This is a genomic window from Methylocystis rosea SV97 (assembly GCF_000372845.1).
GTDB classification, from domain to species: Bacteria; Pseudomonadota; Alphaproteobacteria; order Rhizobiales; family Beijerinckiaceae; genus Methylocystis; species Methylocystis rosea.
On sequence record NZ_KB889963.1, the window covers coordinates 2,292,883 to 2,316,922 of the forward strand.

A 24,040-nucleotide genomic window follows, 5' to 3' on the forward strand; every position below is an offset into this window, starting at 1 on the left:
GATGTCACACGGCGATCAGCAACGCGCCGACACGGCGATTCTCGTCGACGAGCACATTGTAGGTCCGCACGGCGGCTCCCGTCGCCATGGTTTCGCAACCAACGCCCGCCGCGCGCAGCTTCGCGCGCAAGCCGCCGGCAAGCGGCAGCAAATCCTTGCCAGTGCCGACGACAAACACGTCGAGCCCGCCGCTTTCGGAAAGCGCGCTGTCGATCATCGAATCGTCGATCTCCGCAGCGCTGGTCAGAGGCACGGCGCGCACGCCCGAGGGCAGCGCGAGAATCGAGCCGCGGTGGGACATGTCGGCGAAGCGGAACCCCCCGCCGCCATAGTCATCGATTTTGTGACGGCCGGGAACATAGCCGCCATCGCTGCTCGTCAAGCCGGCCTCGTCTTGGCGCGTTTGCCGGACGTCTTGCGAGCGGGCGCGGGCGTCGACTTCGTCGGCGTAGAGACCGGCGCCTCAGCAACGTCCTCGCGCGCGGCGACTGCTGCGTCGGCCTTGCGCTCCGTCTCGTGCTTCTGCGCCGCCTTGTCGGCGTCTTCATTGCGCAGCCCGAGATAGATCAGCATCGGCGAGCAGATGAAGATTGACGAGTAGGTCGCGACGAAAATGCCCCAAATCATCGCGACCGAGAACGATCGGATCACTTGGCCGCCGAAGGCGACGAGCGCGAACAGGGCGAGCATCACCGTCGTCGCGGTCATGATCGTGCGCGGCAGAACGGCGTTGATCGACATGTCGACCATTTGCGCTGTCGGCAATTTCTTGTATTTGCGCATGTTCTCGCGAATTCGGTCGAGCACCACCACGGTTTCGTTCAACGAGTAGCCGACGATCGTCAAAATCGCCGCGATCGATGTGGTGTTGAATTCGAGCTGCGTGATCGAGAAAAAGCCGACGGTGAGCAGCAGATCGTGCATCGTGGCGATCACCGCGCCGATCGCGAATTGCCATTCGAAGCGGAACCAAAGATAGGTCAGCACCGCGATGATCGACAGCACGACGCCGAGCGTGCCGGACTGCACCAATTCGTTTGAGACGCGCGGGCCGACGACCTCGACGCGGCGCAAATCATAGTATCCGCCGACGGCGCCGCGAACGCGCTCCACCGCCGCCTGCTGGGCGACGTCGCCGCCGGGCTGCAGACCGAAGCGCAATGTGGCGTCCGCCGGATTGCCGAACGCCTGCACCTCGATGTCGCCCAGCTGGAGGCCTTCGCCGAGCGTGCGCAGCGTGCCGACTTCCGCGGCGCCGGATTTGGCCCGCAGTTCGATCACCGTGCCGCCGGCGAAGTCGATGCCGAAATTCATGCCCTTGAAGACAAAGAGGGCGACCGCGATCAGCGACAGCAAAGCCGAGAATGGATAGCTCACGCGGCGGAACCGCATGAACGGAAACTTGGTGTTCTCCGGAGCGAGGCGCAGAAGTTTCATAAATGTCGACCCTTCAGATCGGCAGTTTTGTCGGCCGCGCGTAATGATACCAGACGGCGATCATCATGCGCGTCATGGTCACCGCGGTGACGATGGTCGTCAGAATGCCGAGCGCAAGCGACACGGCGAAGCCGCGCACCGGTCCCGAGCCAAGAAAATAAAGGATCGCCGCCGCAACGAACATGGTGACGTTGGAGTCGACGATGGTCGCGAAGGCGCGGGTGAAGCCCGCATCGAGCGAGGCGAGGATGGAGCGCCCGGCGTGATTTTCCTCGCGTATGCGCTCGTAGATCAGCACGTTCGAGTCGACAGCCATGCCGATCGTCAACACGATTCCGGCGATGCCTGGCAGCGTCAGCGTCGAGCCGAGCAGCACGAGTCCGGCGAAAATGAAGGCGATGTGCACGAAAAGCGCGAGATTGGCGAAGACGCCAAAGATGCCGTAGGTGACGAGCATGTAGACGACGACGAGGCCGGCGCCGACATAGGCGGCGCGTTTGCCGGCGTCGATTGAGTCCTGGCCGAGGCCCGGACCGACGGTGCGCTCTTCGACGATGTTGAGCTTCGCCGGCAGCGCGCCGGCGCGCAGCAGGATCGCAAGGTTGTTCGCCTGTTCGACGGTGAAGCGTCCGGAAATCTGGCCGGAGCCGCCCGTGATTGGCGTCAAGATCCGCGGCGCGGAAATGATCTTGTTGTCGAGGATTATCGCGAAGAGGCGCCCCACGTTCTTGGACGTCACTTCGCCGAAAGCCTGCGCCCCGCGGATGTTGAAGCGGAAATTGACGACGGGCTCGCCGCTTCTTTGCTGGTCGAATCCGGGCTGCGCGTCCGTGAGATCCTCGCCCTTGACCATCACCTGCTTTTCGACGCCGAGCTTGCCTTCCTGATCGACCTGATCGAGTTCCTCGATTTCCGACGGATTCTGGCCGGGATCGGCGACGAGGCGGAATTCGAGCTTCGCGGTTTTGCCCAGGATCTCCTTGAGAGTCTCGGGGTCCTGAAGGCCCGGCACCTGCACCAGCACGCGGTCGTCGCCCTGACGCTGAATGCTCGGCTCACGCGTGCCGAGGGCGTCGACGCGCCGCCGAATGACTTCGATCGATTGCTCGACGGCCTTGCGCGACTTGTCGGTGATGCCCGCGTCGGTGACGGTCACGCGGATGAGGCCGTCCGGCGACGCCTCGACGTCGAGCGGCGAAGGCCCGCCCAAGAGAGCTCCGCTGAAGCTGTTGCGCAGCAGCCGCAATTTTGGAAGGACTTTCTCTCGATCCGCAGGGTCGGCGACGCGCACCTGTACGCCGCGCGTGGTCGTTCCGATGCCGCCGGAGATGGCGACCTTCTCTTCGCGCAGGATTCGGCGCACGTCGTCGCGCAGATTTTTCACCTGCGTGCTGATGAGATCCGCCTGATCGACTTCGAGCGTCACATGCGAGCCGCCCTGCAGATCAAGGCCGAGCACGATGGTCGGAGGCGTAAGCCAGGAGGGCAGGCGCGACTTAAGCTCTTCATAATGGGACGGCGACAACATGCTCGGCGCGACGACAAGCACCGCAGCGACAGTCATCGCCACAATGGCGAGAAATTTCCAGGTCGAGAATCGCAGCATTGTCCTGCTATCGGCTAGTGATCGAAAGGAGCCGCGTCAGCTCTGCGAGCCGGATCCGGCGTCTCCGGGCTTGCTGTCGCCCGCCTTGCCGTTGCCGGTCTTAACGTCGCTCGACTTGGTTTCGGCAGACTTCGCCGACTTTCCGCCGCTTTTGGCGCCGCCGGTCTTGGCCGCCGGCGGAGGCGTCTCATCCCTTACGGGTTCGCCCTTGGCGCGCACTTCGGCGACGGCGGTGCGCAGCATGCGCACCCGCACGTTGGGCGCGATCTCGACCTCGATTTCAGCGTCGTCGATCGATTTCGTCACCTTGGCGACGAATCCGCTCGTGGTGACGAGCGTGTCGCCGCGTCTGACGTTGCGCAGCTGCGCAAGCTGCTCCTTCTCGCGTCGGGAGCGCGGGCGGATCACCAAGATGTAGACGATGCCCATGACCACGAAGATGGGAATAAGCTGTCCAAGCATCTCCGGCATGGTCGGAGGCTGGTGCGCTTCGGGCGGCGTCTCGACGGCTTGACCCGTCTGGGTGGCGGTTGGCGGATGTGGCGGGGTTGGCGACGCCGGCGTAGAAGGCGCGGTCGGCTGGGCCGGCGGGCTCACAGGAGACTCGGCGGCAGGCGGTGAGGGCGTCTGGGCTTGGGCCAAAGCGTCCGGGATCAGCTTCATCGCGAAAATCTCTTTAAGGGCTCGGGGCCCGGCGCGGATTATTTTCCAAGCGCCGGAATGGGCGCGGACTATAGCCGCTCACTTCACGAAAGCAATGGCGCGCGGCCGACTTCACGCGATGCGCACGCATAAGCGCGAGCAATCGAATGTGCGGCCACGCACCGTCCTTCGCCGCTGGACAGCATAGTCCGTGCAAGGCGCCTTAGGCGTCTTTGTTGTTAGGAGAAAATCATGTTGAAGAAACTTTCCTACGCCGCGCTTTTGGCGGGAGCGCTTTTTGCCTCTTCCCCCGCCGCCGCAGGCGGCCACTGGCACGGCGGCCATGTTGGCCATGGCTGGCATGGCTGGCATGGCGGCGGCTGGCACGGCGGCTGGCACGGCGCCGGTTGGCATGGCGGCTGGGGCGGTCACGGCGGCGGCTGCTGGCGCTGGTGGTACGGCCAGTGGCATTGGGCGTGCTGATCTTCGAACACAGCAGGCGATCTAACCTCTCTTCGGCGGCGGCCGAAGAGGCCTTTCGCTGCGCGACCCTTGAGGGCCGCGAGAACGGCTGTCGCCAAGCGATGCGCGTTCGCGAGGCCGCTCGCAAATTGTAGAAGCGACGCCACATAGACCTGTGGGGTCATGCCTCAGCCCAAGCTTTTCGCCGATCCGCGGATCGCTCTGAGCCATTCAATGGAAGGTGGAGCAATGTCAGCTTTCAAGAACATTTCTGTGGTCGCGGCGCTCATCGGCGCGCTGGCGATGCCTATCGCGGCCAGCGCTGCTGGCGGCGGCTGGGGTGGCGGCCAAGGCGGCGGCGGCCAAGGTGGGGGTGGCGGCGGCGGTAAAGGTGGAGGCGGCTGGGGCGGCGGCCAAGGTGGAGGCGGCCAAGGAGGCGATATGGGCGGCGGCGGCCAGGGCGGTGGCGGCGGCGGCCAGGGCGGTGGCGGCGGCGGTGGCCAAGGCGGCGGCGGCTGGGGCGGCGGCGGCAAGGGCGGCGGCGGCAAATGGGGCGGCGGTGGCCAAGGCGGCGGTGGATGGGGCGGCGGCGGCCATGGTCCCCACGGCGGCTGGGGCGGCGGCGGTCATCATGGCGGCTGGGGCGGCGGCGGATGGGGCGGTCGCCATGGCGGCGGACGTTGGTGGCGTGGACGCTGGTGGGACTACGGAGTGGGCAATTGCTGGCGCTGGCATCCCTACCGCCAGACTTGGATGTGGGTCTGCGGCTAACGCAGGATCCTTACGCGCGAAGTTGCTGCGCTAGGCCGCGCAGAAACTCAAGACAGGCGGCCAGCTCGGCGATGTCGATAAATTCGTCGGGCTGGTGCGCCTGGTCGATGCGGCCAGGGCCGCAGACGACGGCGGCCACGCCCGCGCGCTGAAACTGACCGGCTTCGGTGGCATAAGGGACGGCGATCGTCCCATTGCGCCTGGCGAGCCGCAGCGCCAGCGTCTCCGCCTCGGAGCCCGGCTGCGGCGCGAGCCCCGGCACCTGATTCTCAATCGTGGTCTCGACGCCGGCGTCGGGAAAGCCAACGAAAATCGTCCGCCTCAGCTCCTCGCAATAGTTCTCCAGCCGGTCGTAAGCGAAATTCGGCGGCGCGCCGGGCAACGCTCGAAACTCCCATTGGAACTCACAGTCCTTGGCGACGATGTTGCGCGCTGTCCCGCCCTGAATGACTCCGACGTGAATGGTCGAGAAGGGCGGATCGAAGCGCCCGCTCGGATCGCCGACCGCGCGCAACTCCTCGCCGAGGCGCTCCAGCTCGCACACGAGTTTGCAGGCGACATGCACGGCGCTGACGCCGCGATGCAGATTCGCCGAATGGATCTCGAAGCCCCGCACGCGCGTCACATAAGTGGCGACGCTCTTATGCGCGTCGGCGACCTCCATCGACGTCGGTTCGCCGACAATCACGGCTGAGGGGAGCGGCAGGTCCGCCCCGAAGCGCGCGATGACGTCGAGAGGACCGAGACAGGTGGTCTCCTCGTCATAACTCAAGAGGATGTGGATCGGGCGAGACAGCTGCGCCGCCTTGAATTCCGGGATCATCGCGAGGCAAGCGGCGTCGAACCCCTTCATGTCCACCGCGCCGCGCCCATAGAGTCGCGTCGCGTCGCGCCGCAGCGTGAACGGGTCAGCGCTCCAGACTTGCCCGGCGACCGGCACGACATCTGTGTGGCCGGACAGCAGCACGCCGCCGTCAGCATCGGGGCCGATCGTGACGAAGAGGGCGGCCTTGTCGCCGGAGGCGTTCGGCGCGCGCACGAAGCGCACGTCCTGTTCGCGCAGGTAAGCTTCGACGAAATCGATCAGCGGCAGATTGGATTTGGAGCTCACCGTGTCGAAAGCGACCAATCGGGAGAGCATGTCGATCGCGTCTTCCAGCCGGTCCATCTCGCCGGCCTAATTCAGCGTCGGACGCGACAGCGGACTGTCGAGCGAGAACGCGGGCACCTCGACGTCGAAGGTTTCGCCGGCGTCGGTGATCATCCGATAGCTGCCCTGCATCATCCCTGACGGCGTGCCAAGCGGACAGCCTGAGGCGTAACGAAACGTCTCCCCAGGCTCCAGCACAGGCTGTTCGCCGACCACGCCCGGTCCGCGCACTTCCTCGCGGCGCCCGTTGGCGTCGATGACGACCCAGTGACGCGACAAAAGCTGAACCCGAACGCGGCCGAGATTGGCGATCTCGATCGTATAGGACCAGAAGTAGCGATCCTGGTCGGGGTCTGAGCGATCCGGCAGAAAGTCGGGAAGCGCTGTGACCTGAATGTCTCTGGTGATGGAGATGTACATGGAGGCAAGATTAGAACGGGCGCCAGCAAAGTGAAACGTTTTTGATTGGGCAATGATCGGCGCGCGAACGATCACAGACTGTGGCCCAATGGCCACACCAACGGCTTTTCGCACTCATTTCGTCGCGCCGCGACTATCCGCGATGCAGTGAATTGTAAATAGTGGGTTGTCAGTTTTGACCGGAATCAAAATGCGGCTCACGACGCTTCGCACGCTGCTGCTTATCCTGGCCATGGTCGTCCAGACCGTCGCCGGCGGAGCCGGACTGGCGCGCGCCGCTTCGATCTCTCCCGAAGAGACGATTGCTGCTCATTGCCAGCAGGTGCGCGCAGGCGAACAGTCGGCGCCTCACGATCGGCTTGGCCATCGGCACAACTGTCAATCGTGCCTCTTGTGCGGCGAACCGCCGCCGGCCTGGGTTTCGCTGACTTCCGACTATGTCGTCGCGCTGGGCGAATATGCGCTCATCGAGGCGCCCACATACGTGGTGCGATCGCTCTTTGAGCGATCGTCGCGCGCGCATAGCGCACGGGCGCCGCCCTTCTCACGCGCCTGAGACCGCTGGCGCGCGCAAGACCGCGCCGTCCGGGTTCTCGCCGCTGCTCGAAACAGCCTCCACGTCACTGGTCCGCATGCGCTTGCGTTCAACGCTGCGGCCGCTCTCGCGTTATGCCGACTGTCGTCGGCGCCCAAGGAACACCGTCATGATCCGTCGCTCTCGCCTCCTTGGAGGAGCCTCTCTCGCCGTCATCAGCCTCGTCGCCGCTTCCGCCGCCGATGCGCAGCAGGCGCTTCCCACCATCAGCGTCGGCGGGGCCCGCGGCCCCGTGCGGCCGGGTCCTGTCGGCAGACCCGTCGGCGGGCAGGGACGCGTCACCACCGCGGCGCCTGTGCCGGGGCCCGCTTTGGCGGATCGTTACGCGGAGCCAACGCCAGCGCCTTTCAGCCGCACCTTGCCGGCAAACATTCCGGCGGTCGTCGAGAGCAGGACGCGCAAAGAGATTCAAAAAACCACAAATATTATGACCTCTTCCGACGCGTTCCGATACATGCCGTCAATTCTCATACGCGAGCGCTATATTGGCGATCGCAACGCAATTGTCTCGACACGCACCACGGGCACCATTCAGAGCGCGTTGGTGCTTGTCTATGCCGACAATGTGCTGCTCTCGAATCTGCTCGGCAACAGCTTCAACTTCGCGCCGCGCTGGGGCATGGTCTCGCCCGCGGAAATTTCGCGCGTCGATGTGATGTACGGGCCGTTCTCGGCGCTTTATCCGGGCAATTCGATCGGCGGCGTGCTGACGATGACGACGCGGATGCCGGATGAATTTGAGGTCCACGCGATGGGCACCGTGGCGGTGCAGCCGTTCAGCCTCTATGGCAGGAAAGAACTCAATCTCGGCGGCGTGACAAATATCCTAGTCGGCGATCGCATCAACGACTTCCGTTACTGGGTCGGCTATGAACACCTGGACAATCAAGGACAGGCGCAAACATTCCCCGGCGTCTTTTTGACGCCGGGCACAGGTTCGGCGTTCTCTGGGGGCTTTCAGGACTTCGACCAACAGGGTCGTCCACGCATCATTACAGCAGCCGCAGGCGCCGATTACGTCCAAACGGATTTGGCGAAGGTCAAAGTTTCTTATGACATCTTGCCGCTTCTGCGCGCCAAATATCAGGTTGGCTTCTGGACGCTGAACAACAACACCACCGTGGAAAGCTTCATTAGCGACAGGAACGGCTTGCCGATTTACAACACCCAAAGCGGCCGCGTGCAGCTTGGCCCGTATTCTGTCACGCCCGGCGGCGTCAATCCCGGGCACGGCGCCGCAAGCCACCTGATGCAGGCGTTAGAACTCAGACAGGACACGGGCGGCGTCTTCGATTTCGATTTGTCGGCGACGTCGTTCAATTTCCTTCGCGATTTCACCAACAATGCGCAATCCTACGGACCCCGCGTCAATAATGCCGGAACTGCCTATAATGTAGATCCGCGCGGGCTGAACACCAATAATGGCGGAACGTTCTGGCGCACCGGCGATGCGCGCTTTATCTGGCGGCCGCCTTACGACATCCTCGGCAAGCACGAACTATCCTTCGGCGCACACGGCGACCTTTATTCGCTGGCCACGACGCAGACCAGCACGGTCTCTTGGCCCAACAATTATTATCTGGGACTTCAGGCGATTAACTACGGTAAAACCGAAACGAAAGGCGCGTACGTTCAGGAAGTCTGGAGGCCGCTCCCGGATTGGAAATTCACCGCCGGCGCACGCGGCGAGTGGTGGCGCGCCTTTGGCGGGATGAACGCGACCGGCGGGTTTGGCAACGCGTCGAACCCGACGGGCCAGGCAATCGTCGGCCTGCCGCTTAGAGCCGCGAACATCACCTATTTCCCGGATTCCTATAAGGGCGCTTTCTCGCCGAAGGCGGCGCTCGAATATTTTTTCACGCCGGAACTCTCTTTGCGCGGCTCGATCGCGCGCGCCTATCGCTTTCCGACAGTCAACGAATTGTTCCAATCCCTGTCGAGCCCAAGTTCGGTGCTCATCAACAATCCAAATTTGCAGCCTGAAATATGCACCTGTTACGATCTGACCGGCGAGTATCGGAAGATCGACGCGTTCGGCGGCGCGATCGGGCTCTTCAACCCGCGCATCAGCCTGTTTCTTGACGATCGCTGGAACGCCATCGCCAGCCAGACCACGCTCTCCATTTTCGGCACGCAGATCTCGCAAAACGCCAATCTCGATAAGGTTCGCTTTCGCGGCATCGAGGCGGCGGCGCATATGAAGGACATTCTCGTTCCGGGACTGGACTTCGAGGGCGGCCTGACCTTCACCGACGCAAAAATTCAGAGCAATCTCTCGAGCCGCAATCTCGACAGCATTCTCTTTGCCGGCAACCAGTTCCCCCGCGTCCCCAGAATTCGTTTCCGCGGCGTCGCGAGCTACAGCCCCAATCCCGACATGTCGTTCGCCCTTGGCGCGCGCTACTCGTCCCCGGCGTTCGTCACCTTTGCGAACACCGACTTCAACCACAATAATTACGGCAATGTGGACAGTGAAATCCTCGTTTTCGATATGAAGGCGAGATACCGGGTCGAGCCGAATTGGTGGCTGTCCGTGGGCGTGAACAACATCGGCCGTTGGAAAGCCTATGTGAATCCGAACCCCTATCCCCAGCGCACCTTCTTTATCGCGCTCAACTATGACTTCGGCGGCCCGGACGGATCGGGCGTAACGATCGACCGGGGTGGTTCCGGAGGCACGGCGGCGGTCAGGTGACACCAGGGCGTTCCAAGAGTGCGATCGTCTGCTGAGACGCTTTGCCGCGGCGAGGCGGTCGCCCCAAGATTAACTTGTCGTGGCCTTCGCTTTTTGCTTACATCAGCGCGCGCATGTGATCCGCATGCGCGCCGATTCCAGGGTTCAAGGCTTTATGCGTCGTAACTGGCTGACAGTTCTGCTGTTCGCGCTCGCGCTGACCGTTCAGGCCTTCGCGCCTGCGGCGGCGCAGGTCGCGTCACGGCTGGGCGCCGGCGACGCCGTCAGCGAATTTTGCTTTACCGACGTCGCCTCGAGCGACCGATCGCAGGCTCCGGGCCACGCAAAGGGCCATCGGGACGTCTGTCTGTTTTGTCAAAACCATTGCGATGGCGTTGCGCCGCTAGCCGCGCGCGTCATTCATCTCGGCAAGGCGCCCGTCCAATGGACAGCGCTTAATTGGACGGTGGCGGACTGCGCCCTGCCGACCCGCCTGCAGGATTATTCCCGACAGGCGCGAGCGCCTCCCGCCAACTCCTGATCCTTCGCACGCTGCCGCGCCGCTTTGCGCTCTCGCCCGGATTCCGGGTCCGCGCACGGCATTGGCGCAGCTTAAGGACAATGCCGCGTCAAGCGGCGGGACGGGAGTTAAGCCCATGTTTCGTAAACGTAAGCCGAGCGCGAGGGAAAGCCTCGTCGCCGGCGCGACCCTCGAATCTTTGAATGAACGAGAGCGCGCGCAGCCGGGTCATGCGCCGGGCATGGCGGCGCTCGCCGCCATCGTGCCGGCGACGCCTCTGTGGCGCGGTAATGACCAGCGCGTCATTCGCCTCATCGACCTCGAACGCCGCGCGAGATTCTCGCGGCCCTTGACCGACGCGATCTGAACCGATGTCCCCGTCGGCGCTCAGGCTCGCTTCGCTGCGTCACGCGCGTGCGCGGCTTGGTGCGACTCTGCTGTTCTCGGCGGCGTCGCTCTTTGCCGTCGCGCCGCTCGCGCGCGGCGTCGCCGAGTCGGGCGTCGGGGGGCGTCTCTTCGCTCAACTCTTTATCTGTTTCGCGCCGGGGGCCTCCCAACCCGGCGCGCTTGCGGGGCGGCTGGGCCCCAAAGACGATCGCTCCGCCTGTATCCTCTGTCAGGCGTTTTGCAGCGGTCTTGCGCCTCTTCCGGCGCGGCCCGGCCCGATCGGCGCGACGCCCGTCCCGAGCTTCATGCTCGCGCGGACGGTGGCGGACTGCGTCGCGCCGACGCCCCGTCCCAGCCCAGCTCACCGCCCGCGCGCGCCGCCGGAGGCCTAGCGCTGCGTCGCGAAACGGCCTGCGTCGGCGTAAACTCTCTTCTCCCGCCGCCGCCGCGGGCCGCCGCTTCGACTTTCACCATTCCGCCGCGATTGCTTTCCAAAGGGCATGCTGATGAACGAACTGATGATGGGCGTCGTGCTTGAGACGCTTTGCGCCATACTCGCCGCGTCCTATTTCATCGCCGAATGCGCGATACAGGAGGCGAAAATCACCGCCCGCCGCAAGAGGCGGCCCGGCGCATAGCCGTAAAGCTCAGGCGCGCGCGGCGGCCCACAGCCCGCGGGCGAGATCGTCGACGAGATCGTCGGCGTCCTCAAGCCCGACCGACAGGCGCAGCAGCCCGTCGCCGATGCCGAGAGACGCGCGCGCTTCCGGCGTCAACCGCTGATGGGTCGTCGTCGCAGGGTGGGTGATGAGGCTCTTAGCGTCGCCGAGATTGTTCGAAATCTTGACCACTTCCAGCGCATTGGCGAGTCGGAACGCCGCAGCCTTGCCGCCCGCCATACTAAAGCTCACCAGCGTGCCGCCGCCCGACATCTGACGTCGCGCCAGATCTGCCTGCGGGTGATCGGCGCGGAACGGATAAAGCACGCGGCTGACGGCCTTCTCGTCGGCCAGGAAGTCGGCGATTTTGGCCGCGCTCGCGGTCTGCTGCGCGACGCGCAGCGGCAAGGTCTCGAGGCCCTTCAGCATCACCCAGGCGTTGAACGGCGACATCGCCGGTCCGGTCTGCCGCAGGAAATTGTGGACGCTCTCTTCGATCAGCGCCTGCGAGGCCAAAATCACCCCGCCAAGACATCGGCCTTGCCCATCGATGTGCTTGGTCGCGGAATAGACGACGACGTCGGCGCCGAAATCGAAGGGCTTTTGCAAGAGCGGCGTCGCGAAGACATTGTCGACCACGAGCTTCGCGCCGGCCTCATGCGCAATATCGGCGATCGCCTTGAGGTCATAGACCTCCAGCCCGGGATTGGTCGGGCTTTCCAGGAAGAAGAGCTTCGTCTCAGGACGGACGGCGGCTTTCCATTGTTCGATGTCGGCGCCGTCGACGAGCGTCGACGCAATTCCCAGTCGCGGCAGCAGGTCCTCGACGACATAGAGGCAGGAGCCGAAAAGCGCGCGCGCCGAAACCACGTGGTCGCCCGCTTTGAGCTGGGCGAGCAGGCTCGCGGTCACCGCCGCCATGCCGCTCGCCGTGGCGCGGGCCGCTTCCGTACCCTCCAGAAGGCACATGCGCTGCTCGAACATCGCCACGGTGGGGTTCGAAAAGCGCGAATAGATGAAGCCCGGCTCGTCGCCTTTGAAGCGCGCCTCGGCCGCCTCCATCGTCGGATAGGCGAAGCTCTGCGTGAGGTAGAGCGCCTCTGACAATTCTCCGAAGGAAGAGCGCTGCGTCCCGCCATGCACGAGTTGCGTCGCGGGTTTGAGCGGCCTGCGGGGCGGGGCGTCGGCGGACATTGATTCTCCCTAGGCGCTAAGGCGCGCCATTCACTTGATGCGCGCCGAACGGCGCTGCTACGCAAAAAGCGGGGCTTCCTTAGGGAGACCCGGCCTTTTAGCGCGTTGTTTTTCGTGGCGGCAAGCCGGCCGGCTCAAATAACCACGTCGTTGAATAAGCGGGAAAGAGGGGTGGCTGTCAATCGGAGGTCGATCACGGAAAGGCCCGCCGGTCAGCCCGGGCAGGCTGACTCAGCAGGCCTTCGATATAGGCTCCGCCTCAGGCGTTTGGCGTGCCGGGAGGCAGGTTCACGCCAGGCAGCTTTTTGGGCGTGATTCCCGGCTTACGCGGCGCGGCGCTCTTTGCCAGGCCACCATCATAAATGTCGTTTGCAAGCTTGCGTCCGAGAGGCACCCCGCCGACATGGCTTGCGTCTGTCAGGATGCCCGCCGCATCTCCGACATTATCGCCAAGGCCGTCGAAGCGCCAATGAACGCCGAGAAATAGCCGGCTGACGGCATTGTCGAACATCGCCTGCAGCAACGATGGATAGTGCCGCCGATGCAGCTCGCGGAAGGAGCCGTCCTCGGCGACAGCGCGTCCGTCGAGTTCGTCGGAAACGAGATTGAAGGCGAGATTGTCGGGAGCGTTGGACGCGACGCCAAAGAAGCGGCGCGTGATCTCGAAGGCGGCGGCGCCGAAGGTCGCATGTCCCGAAGGATAAGCCGGGAAGGGGGGCGTGAAGCTACGACGCCCTGGCTCATTTGTGCGTGGCGAACCAAGCGGCGTCCACCAGGGGTCGCATCTCTTATGCAGCCCGAAGGAATTCGCTTCATAGTTCTTACCCTGCCAGAAGCTGTTGTCATATTCGCGAATGCCGAGAATGGGCCGCCACAGCTGATAGACATATTTGTGATACCAGGCGGCGATGCCCGCGTCCGCCATCGCTACATTGACAAGCGTCAGCAAGCGCGCGGAGGCGGCCGGCCGCGCGGGACCATTGACGTTTTGCGCAATGATCTGGCGGACAACCTGGTTGTATTGCCGCGGCGGCGTCCCGATCTGCGACGCCCCGTCATAGGCCCAATAATAGCCAAGCAGCGTTTCGTATGGCGTGCGCGAGCCGCCGACTTTCACGCCTTTATCGCGCACGAGATCATGCGCCGCGTCATAGGCTGTGGAGCGGGGGACTGGATGGTCGGCGATGGTGGGGATGTCCGAGGCCGAAAACAGCTTCGTCGTTCCGTAGACCGCGCCAAGCAAGCCTTGTCCGGGATCAGAGGGATCCTCACGATGGCGCCAGAACCGCTCCATCTCTGGAACGGCGCCGAGGTCGCGAGCGCCATCGTTCTCGCGGTCAGCGAGGATCGCTTTCGCGACCTTGACGCCGAATTCGAAAGCCGGATTTCCGCTCATCGCCGGATTGAAGTCGAAACCGTTCAGCGCCTCATAAACGATGCTTTTGAAATCCGGATAGAGATCCAACAGCGCGGTTGAGGCGGCGCCCGAGACGGCCGCTCCCTCCGTCGAGGCGCCACCAGCGGGGGGAGTGAGGGATGCAATGAGCGCGGCCGGTAGATAGGTCTTGGTCGGCGTCTTCAGCCCATCGATCCCACTGAATACGGACTGCACGTTTTGTCGTCCGAAAAACGCATCGTGCATTGCAAGATGGAAGATGGCGAGGGCCCGCGAACTCAGCGTGGGCCCCTTATTGTTTTTGGCGTTCATCTTGCCGGTGTGGTCCCGGCGATTGAGCTCCAATGCGATGGAGTTCCACATCATTACGTAATCGTGCATAATAACCTCCAAAAAATATTCATATCGCTTAACGCGATAACGATGCAGGCAGCATTAAATGTTAGGAACGCGCGGGGGTCGCAGGCCAACGTTGCTCCAGAGGCACACGTTTCAATCCCTTGCTGCGGGAATCTCCTTTCGAAAGCACATAGGCGCTGCAAAAATTTCTCGCCCTGCTTTAGAAGTGTGAGCAGCCTAAGCGAATAGGAGTTCGGCCGCGTCATGCGAATGAGGGATATAATTGCACCGGGCGGGCAGCGCTTGCACGCATGGAGCCGGTGAACGCCCTGGCCGCGAAGTGCGGCGGCGTGCTTTCCAGCCGGCAGATTCAGGCGATGGCCGACGCCGGTCAGATCCGCCTCGCCGCGCCCTTGGCGCATGGGCAGATTCAGCCGGCCAGTCTCGATCTGCGGCTTGGCCCGAAGGCCTATCGGGTGCGCGCCAGTTTTCTGCCGGGAAAGCGGCGCAGCGTCGACGAGCTTCTCTCCGCGCTCAAATATGACGAGATGTCGCTTGAAGGCGACGGCGCCGTGCTGGAGCGCGGTTGCTTCTATGTCGTGCCGCTTTTGGAAAGCTTGGCGCTAGGAGCCGCTGTCCTCGGCGCCGCTAATCCGAAAAGCTCGACCGGGCGACTCGATATTTTCACGCGGCTGATCACGGATCGCGGCGACCGCTTCGATGAGGTCGCCCCCGGATATCACGGTCCGCTCTATGCCGAAGTGTCGCCGCGCAGCTTTTCGGTGCGCGTTCGCACCGGCACGCGATTGAACCAACTGCGTTTTCGCGTGCATGCGCAGAGCGAATCGCAGGGCGGGACGCTCGGCGACGCGGCGCTCGCCGAACTGCATCGCACATCGCCGCTCGTCGACGGGCCGCTCAATTTGCGGGATGGCGTCGTGCTGCGCGTCGCGCTCGACGCGGATGCGTTCGGGGGAATCATCGGCTATCGCGCGCAGAAGCACACCGACGTCATCGACGTCGATCGGATCGGCTCCTACCGCATCGACGACTATTGGGACCGTTTGCCGTCGCGCGACGGCCGGCTCATCCTCGATCCTGGCGATTTCTATATCCTCGCCTCGCAAGAACGCCTCGCCATTCCGCCCGATCTTGCCGCCGAAATGGCGCCGATGGACGCGGCGATCGGCGAGTTCCGGGTGCATTACGCGGGCTTCTTTGATCCCGGCTTCGGCGCCGGGCCCGACGGCCAACCGGGCGCCCGCGCCGTCCTCGAAGTGCGCTCGCGCGAAGTGCCCTTCATCCTCGAAGACGGCCAGTTCATCGGCCGCCTCGTCTATGAACGCATGGCCGAAACCCCAAAGGCGCTTTACGGCCAAAGCGGGGTATCGAACTACCAGGGGCAGGGGCTCAAGCTCTCGAAACATTTCATGGCGGACTGACCGTAGAGCCGCGAAATTTAGGCAGGTGTCTGAGATGCAGATTTCGATGGCGTCGCTCTTCGCCGCGCTCGTACTGGCATGCGCGCCCGCGCTCGCCGCGGAGCGCGTTACGGTCGATAATTTCAAGCGGGCGGAAACCGACTATTACATGCAGTCGAGGGCGGACGCCGGCTGCTTCGCGAAGCTCTGCAGCGAACGCGGACCGATGCCGGTCGACAAGCAAGCCGTCATTCGCCTCAATCGCGACACGCCCTATAGCAGCGGCGTATTCGACCTGACCTCGCCGGTGACGATCGTTCTGCCTGACGTGGGCAAGCGCTATCAATCGCTCGTCGTCATCAACGAGGATCATTACATCAAGCTCGTCGCCTACAAGCCGGGCCGCTACAAACTCACCCGCGACAAGATCGGCACGCGATACGCCGTCGTCATCGTTCGCACCTTCATGGATCCCAATGATCCGGCCGACATGGTCGCCGGCCACAAGGCGCAGGACGAGATCAAGGTCATCCAGGCCAACCCCGGCAAACTCCAACTGCCGGATTGGGATCAGGCCCAACGCGAGAAGCTGCATGACGCGCTGCTGGCGCTCACGCCCTTCGTCGGCGACAGCCGCCGCGGCTTCGGCGACGAGAAGGAGGTCGATCCGGTGCGCCATCTCATCATGACGGCGGCCGGCTGGGGCGGCAATCGCGAGCAGGATGCGCTCTATTTGAACGTCACCCCGAAAGAGAATGATGGCAAGACGCCGTATACGCTGACCGTCGGAGACGTGCCGGTCGAGGGCTTCTGGTCGGTCACCGTCTACAACGCCAAAGGATTTTACGAGGCGCCGGAAAATGCGATCTCGGTGAACGATATCACCGCACGCAAGGACAAGGATGGGAAAGTCACGATTCATTTCGGCGGCGATCCCAACGCGCCGAATTATCTGCGCATCATGCCGGGGTGGAATTACACCGTCCGCCTCTACAGGCCGCGCGCGGAAGCGCTGAGCGGCAAGTGGAAGTTTCCCGAGGCGGCGGTCAGCAAATAGCGGGTTTCTGAACTTGGACGTCAAAGCGGAGCGAATTCATGCGTAAGGCATTTCTTTTAGCCGCGCTCTTCGCGCTCTTGCTCGCGACGTCCGTCGCCGCTGAAGAGCTTGGCGCATCGAGCGCGAAATTTTGGTCCGTTCCGCAAGTCGACGCGCTGCCTTACGACGCGCATAGCCGGCTGATCCGCCACGGGCGCGATCTCATCACCGCGACCTATTCCCATATCGGTCCGGACATGCCCGACCCCGCGCAGCGTTACGCTGGGAACAATCTCGCCTGCGGCAACTGCCATCTCGACGCCGGCGTGAAGAAATTCGGTCTGCCGATTTTTGGCCTCTCCGAGGATTTCCCCGCTTATAGCGCGCGCGTTGGCGCGCAGATCACGCTGCAGGAGCGCATCAACTCCTGCATGACGCGCAGCATGAACGGGCGCCCTTTGCCCGTTTCATCCGCGCCGATGCGCGCCATCGTCGCCTATATTCAGTTTCTCTCGTCCGGCGTGCGCAAGGGCGAGAAGCTCTCCGGTCTCGGCGCGGGGACGATGCCGGAACTCGATCGCGCCGCGGATCCCGCGCGCGGGCGCGACATCTATCAGGCGCGCTGCATCGGCTGCCACAACGTCGACGGCGCCGGCGTGCAGAACAGCCTGCCGGGGCTGGGCGCCGGCTACGCCTTTCCGCCGCTCTGGGGCTCGGACAGTTTCAACGACGGCGCCGGCATGGCGTGGCTGATCACCGCGGCGAACTTCATCCATTCCAACATGCCGGACGGCGTCGATTATCTGCATCCGCGGCTTTCCCCGGAGGAGGCCTGGGACGTCGCGGCGTTGATGATCTCGAAACCGAGGCCGAATCGCCCCGGGGTCGAAAAGGACTTTCCCGACCTTCTGCAAAAGCCGATCGACGCGCCCTACGGCCCCTATGCCGACGGCTTCTCCGAGGCGCAGCACAAATACGGGCCTTACGGCCCGATCCGCGCGAAATTGAAGGAGATCGAGAAGCAGATGGGCGAGGTGAAGAACCCGAATGTGAAGTAGCCGCGAACACACGAGTTCGGGTAACGCGTGGCATCTGCGCGTCGGAGGACCGATGGGGTCCTCCGCAAAAGGCGCCGACTTCATGGAGCCATCAATCTCGCAAAATTCTGGGAGTAAGCGCGCTGTTGCGTGTGGCCCAGGCAGCATCAACGGAATTCGGCAAGGCGCACCGGCGGGCTTTCAGCATTGATCATGGCTTGGATCATGGCTTGGCCATGTGCGTCGCCGCGGCTTATCGTGACAACCTGCCACGCACGAGAGCTGTGGGTGGCGATAAGTTTGTTCGCGTCGTAGACCGCGTCGTGACTGGGGCACTCAAAACTCATCGACACCAGAACGCCCTCGACGTTGCCGGGATCCTCGCCGGAGCGCTCGACCTTACTTGGACAAGGGGCTCCACCTCCGCCGCGCACTGCCTGCTCTCAGCAATAAGGGTTTGAAAGCTGCTGTCGGATCACGGAGCCTATTTCCGATTTCGATGCCGACTTTCGATTACCGCCACGATGATTCCGCCAATGACTAGGGCAATCCAACTGAGGATGACGAACAGCCAAGTCTCCCTACTCCACATTCGAGGCTCCTTGAATAAAAGGCTCCGCCTACTGCTGCTGAATATGATCAATTATCTAGTTAGTCATACTAGCGCTGACAAATTTGTTCCGTCAAGGAAGGGCGTTCTCTTCCTTCGATACGCCTATCGGCGCTCCTCAAGATGAGGCAGGCCTCCGCTCGCCTCACACGCTGGTCCGTTGTAACGCGCCGCCAGCCGCGTTACACAAGGAGCGCGCGGGCGTAGTTCAGAGGTAGAACGTCAGCTTCCCAAGCTGAATGTCGTGGGTTCGATTCCCATCGCCCGCTCCAATTTCCAGCAATGTAATATTTTGTGTGCCCTATTTGTCCGTAGCGCTCACTGGAGTGTGGTGCGCATTCCGTGTATTAACCTTCAATGCCGCTTGAGCCTGAATCCGTCTATTTCCAACTTGGACATTTAGTTGCAACGATTCCAGACCTTGCTGCCAATGGGGACATACAACCGGAAACACACAGATGGCTTGGACGGGCCTACGCTCTAGTCAATGAGTTTGACCGGGGGTCGGAGGCCATTAATCTTAAGATGCAGGTGGATTTCCTTGCCTCCGGGTTGGACCGCCGCGGTGCAGCACAAAAAATTCAAGCGATACTTTTTCGGATTCTAGCAGTTGCCGAACTTCGCGCTCCGGCTGCCGCGCGGGGCGCTTTTATACCTGCAGGAAACGCCTTCGATGCAATGGCGGCGGTTGGCTCGGTCCTAAACAGAGCAACAAGCGACATTCTCATAGTTGATCCGTATATGGATGAGAAGGCGTTGACCGACTTCGCGGTATTAGTTGGCATAGAGCTACGATTACTGGCAGACGAGAGAGATCATAAGCCCAGTTTCAGGCCAGCGGTGAAAAGGTGGATTTCTCAATATGGGAGGGAACGTCCGGTGCAAGCGCGTCTCGCTTCTGCCCGTTCACTTCACGATCGCCTTATCGCGGTCGATGGACAGACTACCTGGGTTTGACACAATCCCTAAACGCTTTCGCATCGCGTTCACCGGCATCGATTGTTCGCAGTGATGCGAAGACCTCAGCGCTTAAAGTTGCTGCTTACGATGCCATGTGGCAGTCAGCGACACCCATTTAACCCAGGTTTGCTCGCAGATACGGTTCCAATAAATCGCACCAATCTGGGTCCAGAAGCGAAAAGACTCAGCGAGCAGCTGCTAGCCCCGGTGGTTGAGCATCGTCGCCAAAAGTGCGAAGCGGATGGCGATTGAATCGCGCTCGACCGAAAGCGACTATGCCGCACGCCGCCCATGCCCACGCTCCCGCCGCGCCGCTCAGCGCCCATAAATCCGGGCCGCTGTCGGGCCGCGTGCGCCCGCCGGGCGACAAATCGGTGTCGCATCGCGCGCTGATCTTCGGCCTGCTCGCCATCGGCGAGACGAAGATCGAAGGGCTTCTCGAAGGCGAGGACGTGCTGCGCACGGCGCAGGCCTGCCGCCAGCTTGGCGCGAAGATCGTCCGTCACCCCGATGGGGGCTGGAGCGTCTGGGGCGCCGGGCTCGGCTCTCTGCTGCAGCCCACCGAGACCCTCGATTTCGGCAACGCCGGCACCGGCTCGCGGCTGATGATGGGCGTCGTCGCCGGCCATCCGATCCTCGCGCGCTTCGACGGCGACGCCTCGCTGCGGAAACGCCCGATGAAGCGCATTCTCGATCCCCTGGCGCTGCAGGGCGCTCAGGTTCTGGAGCAGGCGGAAGGCGGCCGCCTGCCGCTGGTGCTGCAAGGATCGAGCGAGCCCTTGCCGGTCGAATACAAGACGCCCGTCGCTTCGGCGCAGATCAAATCCGCGGTGCTGCTCTGCGGGCTAAATTCCCCCGGCCAAACGACGGTGATCGAGGCCGAGGCGTCGCGCGATCACACCGAAAAAATGCTCGCGCATTTCGGCGCGAAGGTCGTGAGCGAGCCTTACGGCCCGCACGGCCGCAAGATAACGATCGAAGGGCGCCCGGAAATGATCGCGCGCGAGGTGCGGGTTCCCGCCGATCCGTCATCCGCCGCTTTTCCGCTCGTCGCCGCGCTGATCGTCGAGGGCTCCGATATTGTCATCGAAGGGGTGATGACCAATCCGCTGCGCAGCGGTCTGTTGACGACGCTGCAGGAAATGGGCGCCGATATCGGGTTGGAGAACAGGCGCGAGGAGGGCGGCGAAGAGGTCGCCGACATGCGCGCGCGCTTCTCGCATCTTAAGGGCGTCGATGTGCCGGCGGAACGGGCGCCATCGATGATCGACGAATATCCGATCCTCGCCGTCGCGGCGTCTTTTGCCAACGGCGAAACGCGGATGCGCGGGCTCTCCGAACTGCGGGTCAAGGAATCGGATCGTCTGGAGGCGGTCGCCGCCGGCCTCAAAGCCAATGGCGTCGACTGCGAGATCGTCGAGGACGACTTGATCGTGCGTGGCGGCAGGGTCGCCGGCGGCGGCATGGTCGAGACGCATCTCGATCATCGCATCGCCATGAGCTTTCTGGTCATGGGGCTCGCGGCCGAGAAGAAAGTCACGGTCGACGACGAGACGATGATCGCGACGAGCTTTCCGGCGTTTCGCCCGCTCATGGAGCGACTCGGAGCGCGCTTCTCGTGAGCTTCGTCATCGCGATCGACGGCCCTGCGGCGTCGGGGAAGGGCACGCTGGCGCGACGTCTTGCGGCGCATTACGGCTTGCCGCATCTCGATACGGGCTTGCTCTACCGCGCCACGGCCTGCGCGCTACTGGAGGAGGGGCTGCGGCTCGACGACGTCGAATCGGCGGTCGCCGCGGCGCGCAGCCTGTCGCTTACCGACTTCGACGAAAAGCGGCTGCGCGCCCGCGACATGGGCGAGGCGGCGTCCGTCGTCGCCGCCATGCCGGCGGTGCGCGCGGCGCTCGTCGACATGCAGCGCGGCTTCGCGGCGCGGCCGGAAGGCGCCGTGCTCGATGGCCGCGATATCGGCACGGTGATCTGCCCCGACGCGAAGGTGAAGATTTTCGTCACCGCCGCGCCGGAGACTCGCGCCACCCGCCGCGCTCTGGAGCTTGCGCGCGCCGGCGAAGACGCGGACTACGCCGCCATTCTCGAAGACGTCAGGAAGCGCGACGCGCGAGACAGCGCCCGCAGCGCCGCGCCGTTGAAGGCGGCGGCCGACGCGGTGACGCTCGACACGACCGACTTCGACATCGATGAGGCGTTCGCAGCCGCGCGGGGAATCGTGGAAAAGGCGCGACGTTGAAGTTTCGTCATTGCCAGCGAAGCGAAGCAATCCAGGCATTGGTGGGCGGCTGGATTGCTTCGTCGCTGCGCTCCTCGCAATGACGTCGGGAGTGACAGCGGATAGCCAGCGCGTCTTCCGCTTTGCGCCGTCGCCGAACGGCTATTTGCATCTTGGCCACGCCTATTCGGCGCTTCTGAATTTCGATCTGGCGCGCCAATGCGGCGGGCGCTTGCTGTTGCGCATCGAGGACATCGATACAGGCCGCGCCCGCGCTGAATTCGAGGCGGCGATCTATGAAGATCTCGCCTGGCTCGGGCTCGATTGGGAGCGGCCGGTCCGCCGCCAGTCCGAGCATTTCGAAGACTACGCCCGCGCGCTCGAGCGCCTGGATGCGATGGGGCTCATTTACGCCTGCGATTGCAAGCGTTCCGACATCGCGCGGATTGCGGCTGGCAAGCCGGGCTGGCCGCGCGACCCGGACGGCTCGCCGCTCTATCCGGGGACATGTCGCGTTAAACCGCGCCGTACGGCGCGCGAGGTTCTCGCAAAAGGCGGCGTCGCGCTGCGGCTCGACATGCGCAGGGCGTCGACGCTCGCGGGGCAGGGACCTTCAGGGCAGGGGCTCGCGTGGCGGGAATTCGGCGCGGATTCGCCTTCCTTGCGCGGAGGCATAGACGACGACCCGCAGGGCACCATGATCGCCGCCGATCCAGCGGCGTGGGGCGACGTCGTCCTCGCGCGCAAGGATACGCCAGCGAGCTATCATATCGCCGTCGTCGTCGACGACGCGCTGCAGGGCGTGACCGACGTGGTGCGTGGCAAGGATCTGTTTGAGGCGACGAGCCTGCATCGACTGCTGCAGCGCCTTCTCGACCTGCCGGCGCCGAATTATCGGCACCACGGGCTCGTTCTGGACGAGAAGGGCGAGAAGCTTGGAAAGAGCGTCGCCTCGACGGCGCTGCGCGCGCTGCGGGCGGAGGGCTGGACGCCGGCCGACGTGCGCCGGCGAATAGGGTTGTAGAGCGTAGAGCCTACTTTGCGGGCGATTCCCCTGCGGTTCTCCATGTGTGTCGGCGCACGAACATTTTCTCGGGCTCCCGATAGCATTGGATCATCGAATTGCGAAGCGGCAAGGGAGAGCGAAATGTTCGAGACCATCCAAAGCCTGATCGACCAGGAAGCCCAGATCTGCGTTCCGGCGCGCCATCTGACGCCGCGCGCCAATCTCTATGAATTGGGCATGACGCCCTATACGGCGATCCGCCTGCTGCTCGCGATCGAGCGCGACTTTCGCATCGAATTCCCCCGCGACTCGCTCAATCGCCAGACGATGGCGACGATGGAGAATATTGTCCGCGTCATTCGCGCCGCCCAGTTCGCTCCCGCCTACGAATGGCTCCAGGCGGCCTAAGAGACGTCGATTCGGGCCCGCTGCGTCGTAGCGACAACAAAAGATCGTCGCTTACCGGGCCTGACGAGTCGCCACTTTGGCGCTGTTGTTCGGCGCCTTCGCCATCAGCGAATCAATGCGATCGCGCTCTTTCCTGAATTCTGCGAGAAGCCGGCCCTCGATCTCGCGTGTGCGCGCCAGCTTGACGCGCATCGGATCGACGAAATGGCCATTGACCATCACCTCATAGTGAAGGTGCGGTCCCGTCGACAATCCGGTCGAGCCCAGGAAGCCGATCACCTGGCCCTGCTTGACCCGCATGCCTTCCTTCACGCTGCGCGCAAAGCCTGACATGTGGTTGTAGGTGGTGATGTAGCCGTTGGCGTGCTGGATCTCGACGCGCCGACCATAGCCCGAATCCCACTGCGCCTTGATGATCGTGCCATTGCCGGCGGCGAGAATCGGCGTGCCGATCGGCGCCGCCCAATCGACGCCCGTATGCATCTTGTAATAGCCGAGAATCGGATGGCGCCGCATGCCGAAGCCTGAGCGCGTCTCGCCGATGGCGATCGGCTTGCGCACAAGGAATTTGCGGCTCGATCGGCCGTTCTCGTCGTAGTAGTCGAGCAGCCCGTCGTCGGGCGTGAAGAAGCGATAGTAGCGATATGTTTCGTTACGAGTCGTCAGCGACGCATAGAGCAGCGCGTCGCGACCCGCGCTCGCGCCGTCCTCCGCTTCGTCGTAGAAGATGTCGAACGTATCGCCGCCCGAGACGCCGCGCTGCAGATCGGCGTCATTTGCGAAAACCCGCACGAGTTCATTGATGATCGGCCGCGGGATCTGCTGCTTGAGAGCGGTTTCGTAAAGGGAATCGTAAAGGCGCATGGCGCCTTCATCTTCCTCGCCCTCATTGTGCGACTTCGACCGGCCATTGTTAGCGAGAGACGTGGGCGCCGTCGGCGTCTGCATAAATGCGCCCCGGTCCGTCGCGGCGACGACCGATTCGATGGTTTCATCGTTGTAAACCGACATGCGCGCGAGCTGCATGTTCTTGCCCGAGCCGTCGAAGTCGGCGAAGAGCAGCTTGACGCGCTGGCCTTCGCG

At 63.4% G+C, this 24,040-nt stretch carries 25 protein-coding genes, 1 tRNA gene and 1 riboswitch (1 of these 27 cut by a window edge); of the genes, 17 read left to right on the forward strand and 9 right to left on the reverse strand.

Features of this window, described 5'->3' with window-relative positions:
• Positions 1-4: 4 nt before the first annotated feature.
• Genes A3OO_RS0112065 through yajC form a run of 4 tightly spaced genes read right to left on the reverse strand, consistent with a single transcriptional unit; the run spans position 5 to position 3,706 of the window.
• Positions 5-382, reverse strand: a complete 378-nt coding sequence (locus A3OO_RS0112065) for an Mth938-like domain-containing protein (RefSeq protein WP_018408103.1) — start codon at positions 380-382, stop codon at positions 5-7.
• A complete protein-coding gene (gene secF, locus A3OO_RS0112070) occupies positions 379-1,437 on the reverse strand; it encodes a protein translocase subunit SecF (protein WP_018408104.1) in 1,059 nt (352 codons plus the stop codon). The genes A3OO_RS0112065 and secF overlap by 4 nt, the downstream gene beginning before the upstream one ends.
• 13 nt (positions 1,438-1,450) lie before the next feature.
• Positions 1,451-3,043: a protein translocase subunit SecD gene (gene secD, locus A3OO_RS0112075; protein ID WP_018408105.1), complete on the reverse strand. Its 1,593-nt coding sequence runs from the start codon at positions 3,041-3,043 to the stop codon at positions 1,451-1,453.
• A gap of 36 nt (positions 3,044-3,079) precedes the next feature.
• On the reverse strand, positions 3,080-3,706 hold the full coding sequence (yajC, locus tag A3OO_RS0112080; protein ID WP_026222929.1) for a preprotein translocase subunit YajC: 627 nt from the start codon (positions 3,704-3,706) through the stop codon (positions 3,080-3,082).
• Positions 3,707-3,937: 231 nt separating this feature from the next.
• Between yajC and A3OO_RS0112085 the strand changes: the two genes are divergently transcribed.
• Both A3OO_RS0112085 and A3OO_RS22655 read left to right on the forward strand, forming a co-directional pair.
• The gene (locus A3OO_RS0112085) at positions 3,938-4,168 is read left to right on the forward strand and encodes a hypothetical protein (protein ID WP_018408108.1); all 231 of its coding nucleotides are present in this window, start codon (positions 3,938-3,940) and stop codon (positions 4,166-4,168) included.
• 228 nt (positions 4,169-4,396) lie between these two features.
• On the forward strand, positions 4,397-4,918 hold the full coding sequence (locus tag A3OO_RS22655; protein WP_198008799.1) for a hypothetical protein: 522 nt from the start codon (positions 4,397-4,399) through the stop codon (positions 4,916-4,918).
• Between the two features lie 10 nt (positions 4,919-4,928).
• Here the strand turns inward: A3OO_RS22655 and argE are convergent, their stop codons facing one another.
• Together argE and apaG are read right to left on the reverse strand one after the other, a co-directional pair.
• Positions 4,929-6,086, reverse strand: a complete 1,158-nt coding sequence (gene argE / locus A3OO_RS0112100; RefSeq protein ID WP_018408111.1) for an acetylornithine deacetylase — start codon at positions 6,084-6,086, stop codon at positions 4,929-4,931.
• A gap of 9 nt (positions 6,087-6,095) precedes the next feature.
• Positions 6,096-6,488 (reverse strand): Co2+/Mg2+ efflux protein ApaG, encoded by a 393-nt coding sequence (apaG, locus tag A3OO_RS0112105; protein WP_018408112.1) that lies wholly within the window; start codon positions 6,486-6,488, stop codon positions 6,096-6,098.
• A 190-nt stretch (positions 6,489-6,678) separates the two neighbouring features.
• Between apaG and A3OO_RS0112110 the strand changes: the two genes are divergently transcribed.
• The 6 genes from A3OO_RS0112110 to A3OO_RS24580 all read left to right on the forward strand — a co-directional run bounded on the left by A3OO_RS0112110 (position 6,679) and on the right by A3OO_RS24580 (position 11,302).
• Entirely contained in the window at positions 6,679-7,044 is a 366-nt protein-coding gene (locus tag A3OO_RS0112110; RefSeq protein WP_156824810.1) for a hypothetical protein, read from the forward strand.
• A 148-nt stretch (positions 7,045-7,192) separates the two neighbouring features.
• Entirely contained in the window at positions 7,193-9,778 is a 2,586-nt protein-coding gene (locus A3OO_RS0112115) for a TonB-dependent receptor (protein ID WP_198008801.1), read from the forward strand.
• A 79-nt stretch (positions 9,779-9,857) separates the two neighbouring features.
• Positions 9,858-10,298: a DUF2946 family protein gene (locus tag A3OO_RS0112120; RefSeq protein WP_018408115.1), complete on the forward strand. Its 441-nt coding sequence runs from the start codon at positions 9,858-9,860 to the stop codon at positions 10,296-10,298.
• Between the two features lie 115 nt (positions 10,299-10,413).
• Positions 10,414-10,644: a hypothetical protein gene (locus A3OO_RS0112125; protein WP_051080411.1), complete on the forward strand. Its 231-nt coding sequence runs from the start codon at positions 10,414-10,416 to the stop codon at positions 10,642-10,644.
• Between the two features lie 4 nt (positions 10,645-10,648).
• Positions 10,649-11,056 carry a hypothetical protein gene (locus tag A3OO_RS0112130; protein ID WP_018408117.1) on the forward strand — a complete coding sequence of 136 codons (408 nt, stop codon included), beginning with the start codon at positions 10,649-10,651 and terminating at the stop codon, positions 11,054-11,056.
• A gap of 114 nt (positions 11,057-11,170) precedes the next feature.
• Positions 11,171-11,302: a hypothetical protein gene (locus A3OO_RS24580; RefSeq protein ID WP_280642595.1), complete on the forward strand. Its 132-nt coding sequence runs from the start codon at positions 11,171-11,173 to the stop codon at positions 11,300-11,302.
• A gap of 9 nt (positions 11,303-11,311) precedes the next feature.
• Here the strand turns inward: A3OO_RS24580 and A3OO_RS0112140 are convergent, their stop codons facing one another.
• Both A3OO_RS0112140 and A3OO_RS0112145 read right to left on the reverse strand, forming a co-directional pair.
• Positions 11,312-12,517, reverse strand: coding sequence for an O-succinylhomoserine sulfhydrylase (locus A3OO_RS0112140; RefSeq protein WP_018408119.1), 1,206 nt, complete (start codon positions 12,515-12,517; stop codon positions 11,312-11,314).
• 77 nt (positions 12,518-12,594) lie between these two features.
• Positions 12,595-12,673: riboswitch (SAM riboswitch) on the reverse strand.
• 103 nt (positions 12,674-12,776) lie between these two features.
• The gene (locus tag A3OO_RS0112145; RefSeq protein ID WP_018408120.1) at positions 12,777-14,294 is read right to left on the reverse strand and encodes a vanadium-dependent haloperoxidase; all 1,518 of its coding nucleotides are present in this window, start codon (positions 14,292-14,294) and stop codon (positions 12,777-12,779) included.
• Positions 14,295-14,563: 269 nt separating this feature from the next.
• On the opposite strand from A3OO_RS0112145, the gene A3OO_RS0112150 reads away from it, so the two are divergent.
• From A3OO_RS0112150 to A3OO_RS0112195, 9 genes are all read left to right on the forward strand, one after another.
• A complete protein-coding gene (locus A3OO_RS0112150; protein ID WP_018408121.1) occupies positions 14,564-15,694 on the forward strand; it encodes a 2'-deoxycytidine 5'-triphosphate deaminase in 1,131 nt (376 codons plus the stop codon).
• 34 nt (positions 15,695-15,728) lie between these two features.
• Positions 15,729-16,730, forward strand: a complete 1,002-nt coding sequence (locus tag A3OO_RS0112155; RefSeq protein ID WP_018408122.1) for a DUF1214 domain-containing protein — start codon at positions 15,729-15,731, stop codon at positions 16,728-16,730.
• A gap of 38 nt (positions 16,731-16,768) precedes the next feature.
• Entirely contained in the window at positions 16,769-17,767 is a 999-nt protein-coding gene (locus A3OO_RS0112160) for a c-type cytochrome (RefSeq protein WP_018408123.1), read from the forward strand.
• A 786-nt stretch (positions 17,768-18,553) separates the two neighbouring features.
• Positions 18,554-18,628, forward strand: a tRNA-Gly gene (locus tag A3OO_RS0112170).
• A gap of 85 nt (positions 18,629-18,713) precedes the next feature.
• On the forward strand, positions 18,714-19,313 hold the full coding sequence (locus A3OO_RS0112175) for a hypothetical protein (protein WP_018408125.1): 600 nt from the start codon (positions 18,714-18,716) through the stop codon (positions 19,311-19,313).
• Between the two features lie 278 nt (positions 19,314-19,591).
• Positions 19,592-20,938 (forward strand): 3-phosphoshikimate 1-carboxyvinyltransferase, encoded by a 1,347-nt coding sequence (gene aroA / locus A3OO_RS0112180; RefSeq protein WP_018408126.1) that lies wholly within the window; start codon positions 19,592-19,594, stop codon positions 20,936-20,938.
• Positions 20,935-21,564 (forward strand): (d)CMP kinase, encoded by a 630-nt coding sequence (gene cmk / locus A3OO_RS0112185; RefSeq protein WP_018408127.1) that lies wholly within the window; start codon positions 20,935-20,937, stop codon positions 21,562-21,564. The genes aroA and cmk overlap by 4 nt, the downstream gene beginning before the upstream one ends.
• Positions 21,565-21,643: 79 nt before the next feature.
• Positions 21,644-22,567 (forward strand): tRNA glutamyl-Q(34) synthetase GluQRS, encoded by a 924-nt coding sequence (gluQRS, locus tag A3OO_RS0112190; RefSeq protein WP_018408128.1) that lies wholly within the window; start codon positions 21,644-21,646, stop codon positions 22,565-22,567.
• A 123-nt stretch (positions 22,568-22,690) separates the two neighbouring features.
• Positions 22,691-22,957, forward strand: coding sequence for a phosphopantetheine-binding protein (locus A3OO_RS0112195; RefSeq protein WP_018408129.1), 267 nt, complete (start codon positions 22,691-22,693; stop codon positions 22,955-22,957).
• 51 nt (positions 22,958-23,008) lie between these two features.
• Here the strand turns inward: A3OO_RS0112195 and A3OO_RS0112200 are convergent, their stop codons facing one another.
• Positions 23,009-24,040 carry the 3' portion of a peptidoglycan DD-metalloendopeptidase family protein gene (locus A3OO_RS0112200; protein WP_018408130.1) on the reverse strand. The gene runs 984 nt beyond the window's last position, so the window shows 1,032 of its 2,016 coding nt (coding positions 985-2,016); its start codon lies beyond the right edge, outside the window — the gene reads right to left on this strand; it ends in the stop codon at positions 23,009-23,011.